This is a genomic window from Vibrio sp. M60_M70 (assembly GCF_037162085.1).
Classification (GTDB): Bacteria; Pseudomonadota; Gammaproteobacteria; order Enterobacterales; family Vibrionaceae; genus Vibrio; species Vibrio diabolicus.
The window spans coordinates 42551-59940 of sequence record NZ_JARLUL010000001.1 but is presented as its reverse complement, the minus strand read 5'-3'; the positions used below and the strand labels follow the sequence as shown (position 1 = coordinate 59940).

Sequence of the window (17390 nt, the reverse complement as noted above, 5' to 3'; positions counted from 1 at the left end):
CTCTCTTCTAGTTTGACTCTATCCTGCCATGTTCCACATGAAACAATTTACCGTTATCGTCCAACATATCGGCGATTTGGCTTTCAGTGATAGAGCTTACAAATACTTGTGCGCCCGTCTCTTTTAAGCAGTCAGCAAGACGCTTGCGACGTTGGCTATCTAATTCCGACGCGAAGTCATCAATTAGGTAAATGCATTGTTTACCGGTCATCTCTGTCAGGTGTTGCCCTTGCGCGACACGCAATGCACACACCATGAGTTTTAATTGACCGCGTGACAGAACATCTTCAACGGGCGTTCCGTTCACTTTAATGCGCAAATCAGCTTTGTTTGGGCCACTAAAGGTGTATCCCAATGCCTGATCACGCTCAAAATTCTTTTCTAGTATCTCGTGGTATGGGGTGTCTTTATCCCAGCCACGATAATACTTCAATTGGATCTCAAATTCTGGCAAAAATGTCTGACAGATAGTTTCTGCGACGGTTTTCATCTGCTCGATGTAACTTGCTCGCCATTGGCTGATGTTTTCAGCCAACCCTGCCATTTCCTGATCCCAATAACTGAGTTCACGATAACTATTGGCGGTTTTCAACAACGCGTTGCGCTGCTTGTTAAGGCGCTTGAACCTTCCCCATGCTTGATAAAAAGCGGGCTCGGTATGAAACACGCCCCAATCAATAAACGCACGACGATGTTTAGGGCCATCTGTCAGTAAATCAAACCCTTCTGGGTGTATCAACTGCAGAGGCAGAACTTGTGCCAACTGCGCTAATTTTTGTCCAGATTGACCGCCTATTTTAACCTCTGTTGAGCCATCACGCTGCTTATTAATGCCGATAGGTAGCTCAAATTGATCCGAGTTCAAAAAACGACCATGAACAAACAGTTCGTCACACTCATTTTGTATCACTCGTCCGGTGAGAGAGCTCTTGAATGAGCGGCCATGCCCGAGCAGGTAAACCGCTTCTAAGACACTGGTTTTACCGCTGCCGTTCGGCCCGATAAGAAAGTTAAAGCCTGCTGATAACTCAATATCACAGGCTTTAATGTTTCGAAACTGCTGAATGATGAGACGAGAAAGAGGCATTCAGTTGGCTTATAGACGAATTGGCATCACCACGTACATGGCACTGTCATCGTCGGCATTTTCAATCAATGCGCTAGCGTTAGCATCCGACATCGACACACGTACATTTTCACAACGCAACGTGTTCAGAACATCAAGCACATAGCTTACGTTAAAGCCGATTTCAATGGCGTCACCTTCAAAGGTTACATCAAGCATCTCTTCCGCTTCTTCTTGTTCTGGGTTATTCGCGGTTATGCGCATTTCAGTATCAGCCAGATTCACACGCACGCCACGGAATTTTTCGTTGGAAAGAATCGCAGCACGAGAGAAGGCTTGGCGCAACTCGTCACAACTTGCTATTAGGGTCTTATTGGTGCTCTGAGGCAATACGCGGCGGTAGTCAGGGAAACGACCATCAACCAACTTAGAGGTAAAAGTAAAGTTATTCACCTCAGCACGAACATTGGAGCTACCGATCTGAAGTACTACAGGTTGCTCTGGCGCGTCCATCAACTTCACTAATTCTTGCACACCTTTGCGTGGCACGATGATTTGCTTCTGCGCAAAATCCGCACCCAGCTGAGTTTGCGATACCGCCATACGGTGGCCGTCCGTCGCCACGCTGCGTAGCGTGGTACCGTCAATTTCAAACAACATGCCGTTGAGGTAGTAACGAACGTCTTGATTCGCCATCGAGAACTGAGTTTTGTCGATCAGCGTACGTAGATCGGCTTGGCTCAGTGATACTTCCACTTCACTTTGCCAATCTTCAATATTAGGGAAATCGTTCGCAGGAAGCGTTGCCAATGAGAAACGGCTGCGACCAGAGCGAACTTGTACGCGATCACCTTCTAATACAAATGTGATGATCGCATCGTCCGGTAAACCACGGCAGATATCGAGAAACTTACGCGAAGGAACGGTAATGCTGCCCGCTTCAAAATCACCTTCTAGCGTCACTTTGCTTACTAACTCTACTTCAAGATCGGTTGCCGTCATCGACAATACGTTCTCTTCTACTTTAAGAAGTAGGTTACCCAGGATTGGCAGAGTTGGTCGGCCACCTAAAGCGCCCGAAACCTGCTGTAGCGGTTTGATTAAATGACTACGTTCAATGGTAAATTTCATGCTTGGCTCTTTACGCTGTCAGCTCAATAAATGATTTGCTTAGAATACCGTTATTCTAACCGATTACGAGGACAGGGTGCGAATCAAGTTAGAGTAATCTTCTTTAATATCGTGGCTCTCTTCACGCAGCTGCTCAATCTTGCGACACGCATGAAGTACGGTCGTATGATCGCGACCACCAAATGCATCACCGATTTCTGGCAAGCTGTGGTTGGTTAACTCTTTTGCTAACGCCATGGCCAGCTGACGAGGACGCGCTACAGAACGAGAGCGACGTTTAGACAGCAAGTCCGCCACTTTAATCTTGTAGTATTCCGCCACGGTCTTTTGAATGTTATCGATCGTCACCAGCTTCTCTTGTAGAGCAAGCAGATCGCGCAGCGCTTCACGAACAAAATCAATCGTAATTGGGCGGCCAGTAAAGTTCGCGTTAGCGATAACGCGGTTCAGTGCACCTTCTAGCTCACGGACGTTCGAACGCAGACGCTTGGCAATGAAGAATGCCACTTCATCAGCAAGGTGGATTTGGTGATCTTCGGCTTTTTTCATCAAGATCGCCACACGCGTTTCAAGCTCAGGCGGCTCGATCGCAACAGTAAGACCCCAACCAAAGCGAGATTTAAGACGATCTTCAACGCCATTAATCTCTTTAGGATAACGGTCAGACGTTAAGATGATCTGCTGGTTACCTTCCAATAGTGCGTTGAAGGTATGGAAGAATTCTTCTTGCGAACGTTCTTTATTAGCAAAGAATTGGATGTCATCGATAAGGAGTGCATCCACGCTGCGGTAGTAGCGTTTGAATTCTTCAATCGCATTGTTTTGCAACGCTTTTACCATGTCTTGCACAAAACGTTCTGAGTGCATGTAGACCACTTTTGCGTTCGGGTTGTTATCCACAATCGCGTTGCCCACCGCATGCAACAAGTGCGTTTTACCCAAGCCCGTGCCGCCGTATAGGAACAGCGGGTTGTAAGCAGCTCCAGGATTATCCGATACCTGACGCGCCGCAGCCAAACCCAGTTGGTTCGACTTACCTTCAACAAAGTTGTCGAACTTGTGTTTTGGGTTCATGTTTGAGCGGTGATTGATAGCCGCAATCGCCTGAGCGTCGTCATCCCAGGTTTTGTGTACTGGCTTACGCGCTTGTAATTGTGCAGGTGCAGATGACTCGGCAGCCACATCTGCAGGCGTACGTGTCGGCGCTGGTTTTGGAGCAGAGACAGGTCGGCTCCCCACTTCAAAGCGTAAGTTAGGAATATCGCCACCGCAGTATTCCTGCAGTAAGCGAGTAATATTGTTCAGATACTTATCACGCACCCAGTCCAACACAAAGCGGTTTGGCGCGAATAGAGTGAGAGTATTGTCATTGAGCTCCGCTTGTAGCGGACGAACCCACATGCTGAATTCTGTAGCTGGTAGCTCTTCTTGAAGCTGCTGCAAGCATTGCAGCCAAAGCGAAGATGACACGGTGCCCCCACTGAGTAATTGAATTATCGGAAAAGACTGGCAATTTTACCTGTTGATAACCAAGATCGCCAGCGATTGATCGACGATCCAGTGAATAAGATCCAAGTTATTCACAATTATTTCTGCAAACTTGATGAGATCAACACACCTTGCCCCAAATTTGCCCACACAACGATCCACAATTGGGCAAAATTCACAAGATCGAGTGATTGGTGATAAGTCTGTGTATTATTTTATTCCCAATGCTGATTTTGTCGATCATTTCCCCTGGTTCAGTTCGCATCTTCGTCACATTTAACATTCTTCTTCTATTATCTAATAACTCACAGGTCTAGGTTATTGCTCTTGGTTATTTATTTAATTGAGCTAACTAACAGTAGTATTTCCAACCATAAAATTATGGAGATGTATTATGAAAAACTGGATTAAGGTTGCCGTTGCAGCCATTGCACTGTCGGCAGCAACCGTACAAGCCGCTACTGAAGTCAAAGTTGGTATGTCAGGTCGCTACTTCCCGTTTACTTTTGTAAAGCAAGATAAGCTACAAGGCTTTGAAGTCGACATGTGGGATGAAATCGGCAAACGCAACGATTACAAAATCGAATACGTAACAGCCAACTTCTCTGGTTTATTTGGTCTGCTAGAAACCGGTCGCATCGATACGATCTCCAACCAAATCACCATGACTGATGAGCGTAAAGCCAAATACCTATTCGCAGACCCTTACGTTGTAGATGGCGCACAAATTACCGTGCGTAAAGGCAACGACAGCATCAAAGGTGTTGACGATCTCGCGGGTAAAACCGTTGCTGTGAACCTAGGATCTAACTTCGAGCAACTGCTTCGTCAGTACGACAAAGATGGCAAGATCAACATCAAAACGTACGACACTGGTATCGAACATGATGTGGCACTCGGTCGTGCAGATGCATTTGTAATGGATCGTCTTTCTGCGTTAGAGCTGATTAAGAAAACCGGTCTTCCTCTGGAATTGGCGGGCGAACCGTTTGAGACCATTCAAAACGCATGGCCTTTCGTGGACAACGAGAAAGGTCGTAAGCTGCAAGAAGAAGTAAACAAAGCACTGGCTGAGATGCGCGCAGATGGTACAGTAGAGAAAATTTCCGTGAAGTGGTTTGGCGCTGACATCACGAAATAAGAACTCTTTGTACTTTAGGCCGCAAAGTGGTATCACTCTCGGACTAAAATAAACTTACGTAAAGGTGGAACTTGTTTTCCACCTTTTCTTTTCTCTAGCCTTTAGGTAAGCCGTATGGGATTTGACTTTAATTACATGTTGGAACTGCTGCCGATATTGCTGAAATATCTTGGCACTACCATGGAAATGGCGACGTGGGGATTGGTGTTTTCACTGATTTTATCCGTCATTTTAGCCAATATTCGCGTATTTAAACTGCCAGTTCTGGATCAATTAAGCCAACTGTACATCAGCTTCTTCCGTGGCACCCCACTCTTAGTTCAGCTTTTCCTGCTTTATTATGGCTTACCACAAATCTTCCCATTGATGGTGGGTATTGATGCCTTCTCAGCAGCGGTGATCGGTTTAACGCTGCACTTTGCCGCTTATATGGCGGAAAGTATTCGTGCCGCCATTATTGGTATTGATCGCAGCCAAATGGAAGCGAGCTTATCGGTCGGTATGACGAAATCCCAAGCAATGCGCCGAGTGATTTTACCTCAAGCAACGCGTGTCGCACTGCCTTCATTGATGAACTATTTCATCGATATGATCAAGTCAACGTCTCTCGCTTTCACGCTTGGTGTGGCCGAAATCATGGCGAAAGCACAGATGGAAGCCTCATCAAGTTTCCGTTTCTTTGAAGCTTTCCTTGCGGTCGCTCTTATTTACTGGGGCGTGGTGGTGATTCTGACTCGCGTACAAATCTGGGCAGAAGCAAAACTGAATAAGGCGTACGTACGATGATTAAGTTAGAAAATATTCACAAACGTTTTGGTGAGACTGAAGTGCTGAAAGGCATCGACCTCGATATTAAGCAAGGTGAGATCATCGTGATTATCGGCTCAAGTGGTACGGGTAAATCAACCTTGCTGCGTACGGTGAACTTTCTAGAACAAGCAGATGAAGGTCGTATCACGATAGATGACATCTCCGTTGATACTCAAAAACACACTAAAGCCGAAGTATTAGCGCTGCGTCGTCGAACTGGCTTTGTGTTCCAAAACTATGCCCTGTTTGCCCACATGAATGCGCGCCAGAACATTGCCGAAGGTCTAGTGACCGTTCGAGGTTGGAAAAAGCCGATGCTCTCAAACGAGCGCAACAAATTCTGGATGACATTGGCCTTGGGGATAAAGGCGATAGTTATCCAGCGGCACTGTCTGGCGGCCAACAACAACGTGTGGGTATCGGCCGAGCGATGGCGCTGCAACCAGAACTGCTGTTGTTTGACGAACCAACTTCTGCGCTGGATCCTGAATGGGTCGGTGAAGTTCTCTCATTAATGAAGAAGTTAGCTAATCAGCATCAAACCATGCTGGTGGTGACGCACGAGATGCAATTCGCGAAAGAAGTCGCTGATAGAGTGATCTTCATGGCGGAAGGCAATATCGTTGAGCAAGGTTCTCCACAGGATATCTTCGATAATCCACAAGATCCTCGTTTGAAAAAATTCCTTAACCAAGTAGGAATAGAGTAACGATCAAGCATCAGGATCGATTGATCCTTGAGATTTTACTCACACTACGTATAATCGCCCGGCCGGAATTTCGTACTCATTGAGTCATTGACACATTATGTGAGTGTGATTACAATTCCGCCTCTTTGTTGAGAGGCGTCGGTTGTCCTTCTCTATATAAAGAGCTTCTTTATATAAGAAAGCAAATACCCACGCCGGGTTTAACAAGAACCTAAAACTACTGATCAGTAAAGGTAATTATCATGAAACGCACTTTTCAACCTACAGTTCTAAAGCGCAAGCGTACTCACGGCTTCCGTGCTCGCATGGCAACTAAGAACGGTCGTAAAGTTATCAACGCACGTCGTGCAAAAGGCCGTGCGCGCCTATCAAAATAATCGCTAGTTTATTTTGAACACGTACGCGTTTAATCGGGAGTTACGTTTGTTAACTCCCGAGCATTATCAAAACGTCTTCCAGCAAGCTCATCGAGCTGGCTCGCCTCATTTCACCATCATTGCTCGCAAGAACAAACTTTCTCACCCACGATTAGGTTTAGCGGTTCCAAAAAAGCAAATCAAAACGGCTGTCGGTCGTAACCGATTTAAGCGTTTGGCTCGTGAAAGCTTTCGTAACAATCAACATCAGCTTCCAAACAAAGATTTTGTTGTGATTGCGAAGAAAAGCGCGCAAGATTTAAGCAATGAGGAAATTTTTAAGTTGTTTGATAAGCTATGGCAACGCCTGTCTCGCCCTTCACGTGGATAGCCATTGGGCTCGTTTATCTGTATCGCTGGTTTATCAGCCCTTTGATTGGTCCTCGTTGCCGGTTCACACCAACCTGTTCCACTTACGCGCTAGAAGCTTTGAGAGCTCACGGTTTTGTAAAAGGATGTTGGTTATCAGGCAAACGTCTATTAAAATGCCACCCTTTGAATGAAGGGGGTATGACCCCGTTCCACCAGTCCAAAAACAAGACAGAGATAACTAACGATGGATTCTCAACGTAATATCCTGCTCATCGGTTTGGCCCTGGTTTCTTTTTTGCTGTTTCAACAATGGCAAGTTGCAAAGAATCCAGAACCTCAAGCAGTTGAACAGGCTCAATCAAGCAGCACTCTACCTGCACCATCTTTTGCTGATGAACTTGACCCAGTTCCTGGCCAACAGCAAGCTTCTGCAAAAACTATCACAGTAACGACTGATGTTTTAACTCTGTCGATCGACACCGTTGGTGGCGATGTGGTACATGCCAACCTTAACGAATACTCTGCTGAGTTAGATTCATCAGATTCCTTTGTTCTGCTTAAAGACGCTCAAGGTCACCAATTTATCGCTCAAAGCGGTCTAGTGGGTCCTCAAGGTATCGACTTGAGCAGCACAAATCGCCCTCACTACAACGTAAGTGCAGACAGCTTCACTCTAGCTGACGGTCAAGATGAACTTCGTGTTCCGATGACATTCACTGCAAACGGCATCGAATACACCAAAACTTACATCTTTAAACGCGGCAGCTACGCGCTTAATGTTGAATACGATGTAGTGAACAACTCAGGCAATAACGCAACATTTGGTATGTACGCTCACCTACGTCAAAACCTAATGGACGATGGTGGTAGCATCACAATGCCTACTTACCGTGGTGGCGCATACTCAACAGAAGATACGCGTTACAAGAAGTACAGCTTTGATGATATGCAGGATCGCAACCTGTCTCTAAACCTAGCCGATGGCCAAGGTTGGGCAGCAATGATTCAGCACTACTTTGCCGCAGCTTGGATCCCACGTAACGAACCAGGTACCAACCTATACACTCGTGTAATTGGCAACCTAGGCGACATCGGCGTTCGTATGCCGAACAAAACTATCGCAACAGGCGATCAGGCTAAGTTTGAAGCAACACTTTGGGTTGGTCCAAAACTGCAAGATGAAATGGCAGAAGTGGCACCTAACCTAGACCTTGTAGTGGACTACGGCTGGTTATGGTTCATTGCGAAGCCTCTTCACATGTTGCTTTCATTCATCCAGAGCTTTGTTGGCAACTGGGGTGTGGCAATCATCTGTCTGACCTTCATCGTTCGTGGTGCTATGTACCCACTAACAAAAGCGCAATACACGTCTATGGCGAAAATGCGTATGCTTCAGCCTAAGCTGCAAGCTATGCGTGAGCGCATCGGTGATGACCGCCAACGTATGAGCCAAGAAATGATGGAACTGTACAAGAAAGAGAAAGTGAACCCACTAGGTGGCTGTTTACCTCTTATCCTACAGATGCCTATCTTCATCGCACTATACTGGGCGCTAATGGAATCGGTAGAGCTTCGTCACTCACCATTCTTTGGTTGGATTCACGATTTGTCAGCGCAGGACCCTTACTACATCCTGCCGCTATTGATGGGTGCGTCTATGTTCCTAATCCAGAAGATGAGCCCGACAACGGTAACGGATCCAATGCAGCAGAAGATCATGACCTTTATGCCGGTTATGTTTACCTTCTTCTTCTTGTTCTTCCCATCAGGTCTCGTTCTGTACTGGTTGGTGTCGAACATCGTAACGCTTATCCAGCAAACTCTGATCTACAAAGGGTTAGAGAAAAAAGGCTTACACAGCAAGTAACCTTTTAGGAAATGATTGAGAAAGGCGGCCAAAAGGTCGCCTTTTTGTTTTTGGCTGATTACAATTCAGCTAACTAAAGTTATGGCTCAATTTGAGCCCAGCTCAAAAGGCAAAATTATGACTACAGATACGATTGTCGCTCAAGCGACCGCGCCTGGTCGTGGCGGTGTCGGTATTATTCGAGTATCAGGCCCTAAAGCCAACCAAGTGGCGTTAGAAGTCACGGGTAAGACACTAAAGCCTCGCTATGCAGAGTACCTGCCGTTTAAGTCAGAAGATGGCACTGTGCTTGATCAGGGCATCGCTCTGTACTTCCCTAACCCGCACTCATTTACAGGTGAAGACGTACTTGAGCTGCAAGGCCATGGCGGCCCCGTCGTGATGGATATGCTGATAAAACGCATTCTAGGTATTAATGGTATTCGAGCAGCTCGCCCTGGTGAGTTCTCTGAACGCGCGTTCCTGAACGATAAACTCGACCTCGCTCAAGCAGAAGCAATTGCAGACCTCATTGATGCAAGTTCTGAAGAAGCAGCAAAATCGGCGCTGCAATCCTTACAGGGCGCCTTTTCAGGGCGCATTAATACCTTAGTTGAGTCGCTGATTCATTTGCGTATCTATGTTGAGGCAGCCATCGACTTCCCAGAAGAAGAGATCGACTTTCTGGCCGACGGCAAAGTGGCTGGTGACCTACAAGCCATCATCGACAACCTAGATGCGGTGCGCAAAGAAGCCAACCAAGGCGCAATCATGCGTGAAGGGATGAAAGTCGTGATTGCTGGTCGTCCAAATGCGGGCAAATCAAGCCTACTGAACGCGCTATCAGGCAAAGAGTCTGCAATCGTAACCGACATCGCAGGTACCACGCGTGACGTCCTGCGTGAGCATATCCACATTGATGGTATGCCACTGCACATCATTGATACAGCAGGTCTGCGTGATGCCTCCGACGAAGTCGAGAAAATCGGTATCGAGCGCGCGTGGGATGAAATCGCTCAAGCAGACCGCGTCTTGTTCATGGTGGATGGCACCACAACCGATGCCACCGATCCGAAAGATATCTGGCCAGACTTTGTAGATCGCCTACCTGACAATATCGGCATAACCGTGATCCGAAACAAAGCGGATCAAACGGGTGAAGAAATGGGGATCTGCCACGTCAATAACCCTACCCTCATCCGCTTGTCAGCGAAAACTGGTGCAGGAGTTGAAGCTCTGCGTGAACACCTCAAAGAATGCATGGGCTTCTCTGGCAACAGTGAGGGTGGCTTTATGGCTCGTCGCCGTCACCTCGATGCGTTGGAACGCGCCGCACAGCACCTTCAAATAGGCCAGGAACAGCTTGAAGGCTATATGGCTGGCGAGATACTGGCAGAAGAGCTGCGCATCACCCAGCAGCATCTCAACGAGATTACCGGCGAGTTCAGTTCTGACGACTTACTGGGCCGAATCTTCTCTTCATTCTGTATCGGGAAGTAAATAATCGAACGCGCGGTGCTGAGCTTAACTCACACCGCGTTTCTTTTTGTACGGCAAGCCATCCATGAGCTTTAGCCGTCGCATTCAATAAGGAAGAAGTATGATCCACATTATTACAGGCAGCACGCTAGGTGGCGCAGAATACGTAGGGGATCACCTGAGTGATCTACTCAACGAGAATGGATTTGAAACAACGATCCACAACCAACCGTCCCTCGATGAGATCGAAAATCAAGGAACGTGGTTGGTGATCACCTCAACCCATGGGGCTGGTGAGTACCCTGACAATATTCAACCTTTTATCGCGGCATTACAAAATACCCCGCCGAAAATGACCGACGTAAAGTTCGCAGTGATTGCGATTGGTGATTCAAGCTATGATACGTTCTGCGCCGCTGGTCAACACGCTTATGATTTACTAGAGGACATTGGTGCCACACCGCTCGCTGATTGTCTTAAGATTGATGTACTGAGCCATGCAGTACCCGAAGACGCCGCTGAGGCATGGTTAAAAGAGAATATCGAACGCTTTTAAGCTCCCCGCTTTCCCTTCAACAGAGTCGAAATTCGGCTCTGTTTTCCCCAATGTGAATAACTCCCGTCAAATTATTTTGTTTAACTGCTCAAAAACCAACCAAACGAGCTGTGGATAACTACGATAAGATCCAGTGATTTTCCTTTAGTTATCCCAATAACAACTTTGATCAATTTTACCCCCTGTGCATAACTACCACTTTTGATCCCAGGTAATCCTCGATCTGATCCAATCATGATCACAAGATATGATCCAAAGAAGATCCATGATCTTGTTGATCATTTTTAGGTTATCCACAGAAATGGTCGATCCTAATAGTAGATCTAATAAAAGATCATATATATAGATCTTATATATATTTATCTTGAAGCTTAAAACGGATAAAACGAGAAAACGTTTTTCTCTGTGGCATAAAGCAGGTAAAATACTGCTCCTTTATCTGTCCATTAAATCCCTTTGAATACCTGAGGTCAGTTCATGCTTTATCACGAAAACTTTGACGTCATTGTTGTCGGTGGCGGACACGCAGGAACGGAAGCCGCGCTCGCATCTGCACGCACAGGACAAAAAACGCTTCTCCTTACCCATAACATCGATACATTAGGCCAGATGTCTTGTAACCCGGCGATTGGTGGTATTGGTAAAGGTCACTTAGTAAAAGAAGTGGATGCTATGGGCGGTTTGATGGCTGAAGCCATCGACCATGCAGGTATTCAATTCCGTACACTAAATGCCTCCAAAGGTCCTGCAGTTCGAGCGACTCGAGCTCAAGCGGATCGTGCTCTGTACAAAGCGTACGTCCGTAACGCATTAGAAAATGCACCTAACTTAACACTGTTCCAGCAGTCAGTGGATGATCTGATTGTTGAGCAAGACCGCGCGGTTGGCGTGGTGACTCAAATGGGACTTCGCTTCCATGCGAAAGCCGTCGTACTAACGGTAGGTACGTTCCTTGGTGGTAAGATCCACATTGGCATGGAGAGCTCTTCAGGCGGACGTGCAGGGGATCCACCGTCGATCGCATTAGCGGATCGATTACGTGAACTGCCATTTCGTGTGGATCGTTTAAAAACGGGTACCCCACCGCGCATTGATGCTCGCACCGTTGATTTTTCAGTGCTTGAAGCTCAGCACGGTGATAACCCTACCCCTGTATTTTCATTCATGGGTAAACGCGAACAACACCCGCGTCAGATCCCATGTTTTATTACGCACACCAATGAGCAAACGCACGATGTGATCCGTAGCAACTTGGATCGCAGTCCGATGTACGCGGGTGTGATTGAAGGCATTGGTCCGCGTTACTGCCCGTCGATTGAAGACAAAGTGATGCGTTTTGCGGATAAAAATAGCCACCAAATCTTCATTGAGCCAGAAGGTTTAACGACGCACGAGCTATACCCTAACGGTATCTCGACTAGCTTGCCATTTGATGTGCAAGTACAAATCGTTCGCTCAATGAAAGGCTTTGAAAATGCGCATATCGTTCGTCCTGGTTATGCGATTGAATACGATTTCTTCGATCCACGTGATTTGAAGCAAACGTACGAAACCAAGTTTATTCATGGTCTGTTCTTTGCTGGTCAGATTAATGGTACGACTGGTTACGAAGAAGCCGCAGCGCAAGGCTTGATGGCTGGTCTAAACGCAAGCTTGTACAGCCAAGACAAAGAAGGCTGGAGCCCACGTCGTGACCAAGCTTACATGGGCGTATTGATTGATGATTTATCGACCATGGGTACCAAAGAACCGTACCGCATGTTCACTTCTCGTGCGGAATACCGCTTGTTGCTACGTGAAGATAACGCCGATTTACGTTTAACGGAAAAAGCACGCGAGTTAGGCTTGATTGACGATGTTCGTTGGGCTCGCTTTAACGAGAAAATCAATAACATGGAAACGGAACGTCAGCGTTTGAAATCAACGTGGATGAATCCGAAATCAGAAGGCGTGGATGAGCTGAACAAGCTGCTGAAAACCCCAATGGCACGTGAAGCGAGTGGTGAGGATCTTCTGCGTCGTCCAGAGATCACTTATTCGCAACTGACGCAACTTGAAGCGTTTGCTCCTGCACTTGAAGATCAGCAAGCGGCGGAGCAAGTTGAAATTCAAGTAAAATACGATGGTTACATCAAGCGTCAGCAGGAAGAGATCGAAAAATCACTACGTCACGAAAATACCAAGTTACCTGCTGATTTGGATTACCGCGATGTAAAAGGTTTATCAAACGAAGTCGTTGCTAAACTGAGTGAAGCCAAACCAGAGAGCATCGGTATTGCATCGCGCATTTCTGGTATTACGCCTGCTGCAATTTCTATTCTACTTGTTCACTTGAAAAAGCATGGTTTGCTGAAGAAAGGTGAGGAAGAATAATGAGCGCATTGCGAACAAAGCTGGATTCACTGATCGCGAAAACCGATTTAGAAGTGTCAGAGCAACAAAGAGAGCAATTGGTCGGTTACGTCGAACTGCTCGACAAGTGGAACAAAGCGTACAACTTAACGTCGGTGCGCGATCCGCTTGATATGTTAGTGAAACATATTCTTGATAGCATCGTGGTGAGCACACACCTGCCCGGTGAGCGCTTTATTGATGTTGGTACTGGTCCGGGCTTACCGGGCATACCTTTGGCAATCATGAACCCTGAGAAGACCTTCTTCTTGCTCGACAGTCTTGGCAAACGCATCCGTTTTATCAAGCAGGTCGTGCACACATTAGGGCTGAAAAACGTGACACCAATTCAAAGTCGCGTCGAAGAATTCCAACCTGAAGAAAAATTTGATGGCGTTTTGAGTCGAGCTTTTGCTTCAATGATAGACATGGTGGAATGGTGCCACCATTTGCCGAAACAAGAGCATGGGGTGTTTCTAGCGCTGAAAGGACAGCACCCTAAAGATGAAATGGATCAGCTTCCTGAATGGTGCAGTGTGACAGAGATCATATCTTTAGCTGTTCCTGAGTTGGAAGGTGATCGTCATCTAGTAATCTTATCGCGCAAGGAAAATTAGCGAGGTAATCGTGGGTAAAATTGTAGCAATCGCCAACCAGAAAGGTGGGGTCGGCAAAACAACAACGTGCATTAACTTAGCGGCTTCGATGGCGGCAACAAAGCGCAAGGTTTTGGTGATCGATCTCGACCCGCAAGGCAATGCTACGATGGCCAGTGGCGTGGATAAGTATATGGTCGATGCCACCGCATACGATCTTTTGGTCGAAGATACACCGTTCGATCAAGTGGTATGTACCCAAACCACAGGGAAGTATGATTTGATCGCGGCGAACGGTGACGTAACCGCGGCAGAGATCAAATTGATGGAAGTGTTCGCTCGCGAAGTGCGTTTAAAAAATGCATTGTCGTCAGTTCGCGATAACTATGATTTCATCTTTATTGATTGTCCTCCTTCTCTAAACCTTCTTACAATCAATGCGATGGCGGCAGCTGATTCTGTGCTGGTGCCGATGCAATGTGAATACTTTGCGTTAGAAGGTTTAACTGCTCTTATGGACACAATCAGCAAGTTAGCGGCTGTGGTTAATGAAAACCTCAAAATCGAAGGTTTACTGCGTACTATGTACGACCCGCGCAACCGCCTATCGAATGAAGTGTCCGATCAACTTAAAAAACACTTTGGCAATAAAGTTTACCGTACCGTCATTCCGCGTAATGTGCGTTTGGCCGAAGCGCCAAGTCACGGTAAACCAGCGATGTACTACGATAAGTACTCTGCAGGTGCCAAAGCGTATCTTGCTCTAGCGGGCGAAATGCTCCGCCGCGAAGAAATCCCAGTTTAACTCTAACCTAAGGAATTCAATCCCATGTCTAAGCGTGGTCTCGGAAAAGGACTGGATGCGTTATTGTCGACCAGTTCGTTTGCTCGTGAAAAACAGCATATTGCATCGCATAGCCAAGAATTATCGGCAGACGGTGAGTTAACCGACTTAGCGATTGGTCAATTGCAACCGGGCGTATACCAACCGCGTAAAGATATGGCGCCTGAAGCGCTAGAAGAATTAGCGGCTTCGATTCAGTCACAAGGCATTATTCAGCCAATTGTGGTTCGCCAGGTTGAAAGCGGCCAGTTTGAGATCATCGCTGGTGAGCGCCGCTGGCGTGCGGCAAGGCAGGCTGGTTTAAAACGTGTGCCGTGTTTGGTGAAGAAGGTCGAAGATCGCGCGGCGATTGCCATGGCGTTGATTGAGAACATTCAACGTGAAGACTTGAATGTGATTGAAGAAGCGCAAGCGCTTGAGCGCTTACAAGACGAATTTACGCTTACGCATCAACAAGTCGCAGAAGTGATTGGTAAGTCGAGAACGACAGTCAGTAACTTGTTACGTTTAAACCAGCTTGAGTCCGATGTGAAAAGCTTGGTTGCGGATAAATTGCTAGAAATGGGTCATGCGCGAGCGCTATTGGCCTTGCAGGGTGAGAAGCAGGTTGAGGTTGCTCAACAAGTCGCGAAAAAGCAAATGACTGTTCGCCAAACCGAACAGTTAGTAAAAAAGTGCTTAGCCCCACAAAATGAGCAAAAAGGGCAACAAGAAGATACCGAAGCTGAGCAAATGTCGCATAAATTGAGTCAGCTGCTTGATGCAAAAGTTTCTCTGACCCGTTCTGCAAACGGAAAAGCGAAATTGACGATAAGTATTGATGAGCCTCACAAATTGGACCAACTAATTGCCAAGCTTGAGGCCTAGATGAGATAATTGATTTAGGTCAATTAATCTAATTAATCGAATTTTGTGCGAAAGTTGTCGTTTTGTAAACAAAACTGTAAGTTTTTGATGCAATCGAATTGCTTTACGTTGAACTGAACGTATAATTTTCGCCAATTTCCCAGCACAGAGAGTTTAGTGCGAAGTGGATATTACTAGAGGTACGAATACATGGTAGCTGCGTTAGCTAGACCAGGACGAGAGCTCGCAAGGCAATTGTTAATGATCCAGTCTGGCGCGGTTATTTTTGTGGCAGCAGGAATGGCGGTAGCCATAAATCCTGACTGGGGATTTTCAGCGCTGATTGGCGGAGGCATTTTTGTTGTTGCCAATGCAGTATTCGCGCTGTGTGCTTTCATGTTTAGTGGGGCTCGCGCTGCCAAGCGCATCGCGGCTTCCTTCTATACGGGTGAAGTACTGAAAATTCTCATCACGGTTGCACTGTTCTATGTTGCCTACATGTATATGCAGGTGGAACTTGTTCCCCTCAAACTAACCTATTTGCTGGTACTAGGTATTAATATCTGTGCACCAGTGCTATTCATTAACAACAAAAAATAGGATGAGTTATGGCTGCGCCAGGTGAAGCGCTAACATCGTCCGGTTACATTGCCCACCACCTTTCTAACCTATCGCTGTATAAGTTGGGTTTAGTAGGGTCGGAGACAAGTTTCTGGAACGTACATATCGATAGCCTGTTTTTTTCTTGGTTTACTGGTTTAATCTTCCTCGGAATTTTTTACAAAGTAGCGAAGAGAACAACAGCGGGTGTACCGGGTAAGCTTCAGTGTGCTGTAGAAATGATCGTTGAATTTGTCGCCGATAACGTCAAAGACACGTTCCATGGACGCAACCCACTGATCGCGCCTTTAGCACTGACTATCTTTTGTTGGGTATTTTTGATGAACGTGATGGACTTAGTTCCTATCGACTTCTTACCGTACCCAGCAGAACATTGGCTAGGTATCCCTTACCTTAAGGTTGTACCGTCTGCTGATGTGAATATCACCATGGCTATGGCTCTAGGCGTTTTTGCATTGATGATTTACTACAGCATCAAAGTGAAAGGTCTAGGTGGATTCGCAAAAGAACTTGCACTACATCCATTCAATCACCCACTTATGATTCCGTTTAACCTACTGATTGAAGTGGTATCGCTATTGGCGAAACCTCTATCACTTGGTATGCGTCTATTCGGTAACATGTTCGCGGGTGAGGTTGTATTCATTCTTTGTGCGGCAATGCTACCATGGTACTTACAATGGATGGGTTCACTACCGTGGGCAATCTTCCATATCTTGGTTATTACGATTCAAGCCTTCGTATTCATGATGTTGACAATTGTTTACCTGTCAATGGCACACGAAGATCCTGATCATTAATTTTTTTAAAGCTTTTTATTTGGGCACTAAGCCAACAACTATAAATTGGAGATAGTAATGGAAACTTTACTGAGCTTTTCTGCAATCGCCGTAGGTATTATCGTCGGTCTTGCTTCTCTTGGTACAGCGATTGGTTTCGCACTGCTAGGTGGTAAATTCCTAGAAGGTGCTGCACGTCAACCAGAAATGGCTCCTATGCTACAAGTTAAGATGTTCATCATCGCGGGTCTACTTGATGCGGTTCCAATGATCGGTATCGTAATCGCGCTACTATTCACTTTCGCAAACCCATTCGTTGGTCAACTAGGTTAATCACCTTTAACTCGGGACGAGCGATT

General features: G+C 46.4%; 17 protein-coding genes and 2 pseudogenes. 16 read left to right on the top strand and 3 right to left on the bottom strand.

Translation table 11 applies throughout. The annotated features are described in order from the left end of the window. Positions 1-7 precede the first annotated feature (7 nt). The 3 genes from recF to dnaA form a co-directional block, all read right to left on the bottom strand. Positions 8-1087: a DNA replication/repair protein RecF gene (recF, locus tag P4S59_RS00310; protein ID WP_005394107.1), complete on the bottom strand. Its 1080-nt coding sequence runs from the start codon at positions 1085-1087 to the stop codon at positions 8-10. 9 nt (positions 1088-1096) lie between these two features. Further along, positions 1097-2197, bottom strand: coding sequence for a DNA polymerase III subunit beta (dnaN, locus tag P4S59_RS00305; RefSeq protein ID WP_005394106.1), 1101 nt, complete (start codon positions 2195-2197; stop codon positions 1097-1099). Between the two features lie 63 nt (positions 2198-2260). Next, the gene (dnaA, locus tag P4S59_RS00300) at positions 2261-3667 is read right to left on the bottom strand and encodes a chromosomal replication initiator protein DnaA (protein WP_005378835.1); all 1407 of its coding nucleotides are present in this window, start codon (positions 3665-3667) and stop codon (positions 2261-2263) included. Between the two features lie 412 nt (positions 3668-4079). Between dnaA and P4S59_RS00295 the strand changes: the two genes are divergently transcribed. The 16 genes and pseudogenes from P4S59_RS00295 (at position 4080) to atpE (ending at position 17364) form a co-directional block, all read left to right on the top strand. Further along, on the top strand, positions 4080-4826 hold the full coding sequence (locus P4S59_RS00295) for an amino acid ABC transporter substrate-binding protein (RefSeq protein ID WP_005378831.1): 747 nt from the start codon (positions 4080-4082) through the stop codon (positions 4824-4826). A 114-nt stretch (positions 4827-4940) separates the two neighbouring features. Beyond that, entirely contained in the window at positions 4941-5612 is a 672-nt protein-coding gene (locus P4S59_RS00290; RefSeq protein WP_337167851.1) for an amino acid ABC transporter permease, read from the top strand. Then, positions 5609-6345: pseudogene (locus P4S59_RS00285) on the top strand (amino acid ABC transporter ATP-binding protein). The gene P4S59_RS00290 and the pseudogene P4S59_RS00285 overlap by 4 nt, the downstream one beginning before the upstream one ends. 242 nt (positions 6346-6587) lie before the next feature. Continuing rightward, positions 6588-6722 (top strand): 50S ribosomal protein L34, encoded by a 135-nt coding sequence (rpmH, locus tag P4S59_RS00280; protein ID WP_005378825.1) that lies wholly within the window; start codon positions 6588-6590, stop codon positions 6720-6722. A gap of 46 nt (positions 6723-6768) precedes the next feature. Next, positions 6769-7092, top strand: coding sequence for a ribonuclease P protein component (gene rnpA / locus P4S59_RS00275; protein ID WP_012841263.1), 324 nt, complete (start codon positions 6769-6771; stop codon positions 7090-7092). Continuing rightward, positions 7059-7315, top strand: a pseudogene (gene yidD / locus P4S59_RS00270) (membrane protein insertion efficiency factor YidD). The gene rnpA and the pseudogene yidD overlap by 34 nt, the downstream one beginning before the upstream one ends. Positions 7316-7317: 2 nt before the next feature. After that, positions 7318-8940, top strand: coding sequence for a membrane protein insertase YidC (gene yidC / locus P4S59_RS00265; RefSeq protein WP_005394100.1), 1623 nt, complete (start codon positions 7318-7320; stop codon positions 8938-8940). Between the two features lie 117 nt (positions 8941-9057). After that, positions 9058-10419 carry a tRNA uridine-5-carboxymethylaminomethyl(34) synthesis GTPase MnmE gene (gene mnmE / locus P4S59_RS00260; RefSeq protein ID WP_104969982.1) on the top strand — a complete coding sequence of 454 codons (1362 nt, stop codon included), beginning with the start codon at positions 9058-9060 and terminating at the stop codon, positions 10417-10419. A gap of 100 nt (positions 10420-10519) precedes the next feature. Further along, positions 10520-10954, top strand: coding sequence for an FMN-binding protein MioC (mioC, locus tag P4S59_RS00255; RefSeq protein ID WP_005394096.1), 435 nt, complete (start codon positions 10520-10522; stop codon positions 10952-10954). 477 nt (positions 10955-11431) lie between these two features. Beyond that, positions 11432-13327 (top strand): tRNA uridine-5-carboxymethylaminomethyl(34) synthesis enzyme MnmG, encoded by a 1896-nt coding sequence (mnmG, locus tag P4S59_RS00250; protein ID WP_005394094.1) that lies wholly within the window; start codon positions 11432-11434, stop codon positions 13325-13327. After that, entirely contained in the window at positions 13327-13962 is a 636-nt protein-coding gene (rsmG, locus tag P4S59_RS00245) for a 16S rRNA (guanine(527)-N(7))-methyltransferase RsmG (RefSeq protein ID WP_134648229.1), read from the top strand. The genes mnmG and rsmG overlap by 1 nt, the downstream gene beginning before the upstream one ends. A gap of 10 nt (positions 13963-13972) precedes the next feature. Beyond that, positions 13973-14746: a ParA family protein gene (locus P4S59_RS00240; RefSeq protein ID WP_005383838.1), complete on the top strand. Its 774-nt coding sequence runs from the start codon at positions 13973-13975 to the stop codon at positions 14744-14746. Between the two features lie 24 nt (positions 14747-14770). Further along, entirely contained in the window at positions 14771-15652 is an 882-nt protein-coding gene (locus tag P4S59_RS00235; RefSeq protein WP_046874588.1) for a ParB/RepB/Spo0J family partition protein, read from the top strand. A 189-nt stretch (positions 15653-15841) separates the two neighbouring features. Then, entirely contained in the window at positions 15842-16231 is a 390-nt protein-coding gene (locus P4S59_RS00230; RefSeq protein WP_005378921.1) for a F0F1 ATP synthase subunit I, read from the top strand. A gap of 8 nt (positions 16232-16239) precedes the next feature. After that, on the top strand, positions 16240-17052 hold the full coding sequence (gene atpB / locus P4S59_RS00225) for a F0F1 ATP synthase subunit A (protein WP_005378922.1): 813 nt from the start codon (positions 16240-16242) through the stop codon (positions 17050-17052). Between the two features lie 57 nt (positions 17053-17109). After that, complete coding sequence (atpE, locus tag P4S59_RS00220; protein ID WP_002540812.1) at positions 17110-17364, top strand: F0F1 ATP synthase subunit C; 255 nt, start codon at positions 17110-17112, stop codon at positions 17362-17364. Positions 17365-17390 lie beyond the last annotated feature (26 nt).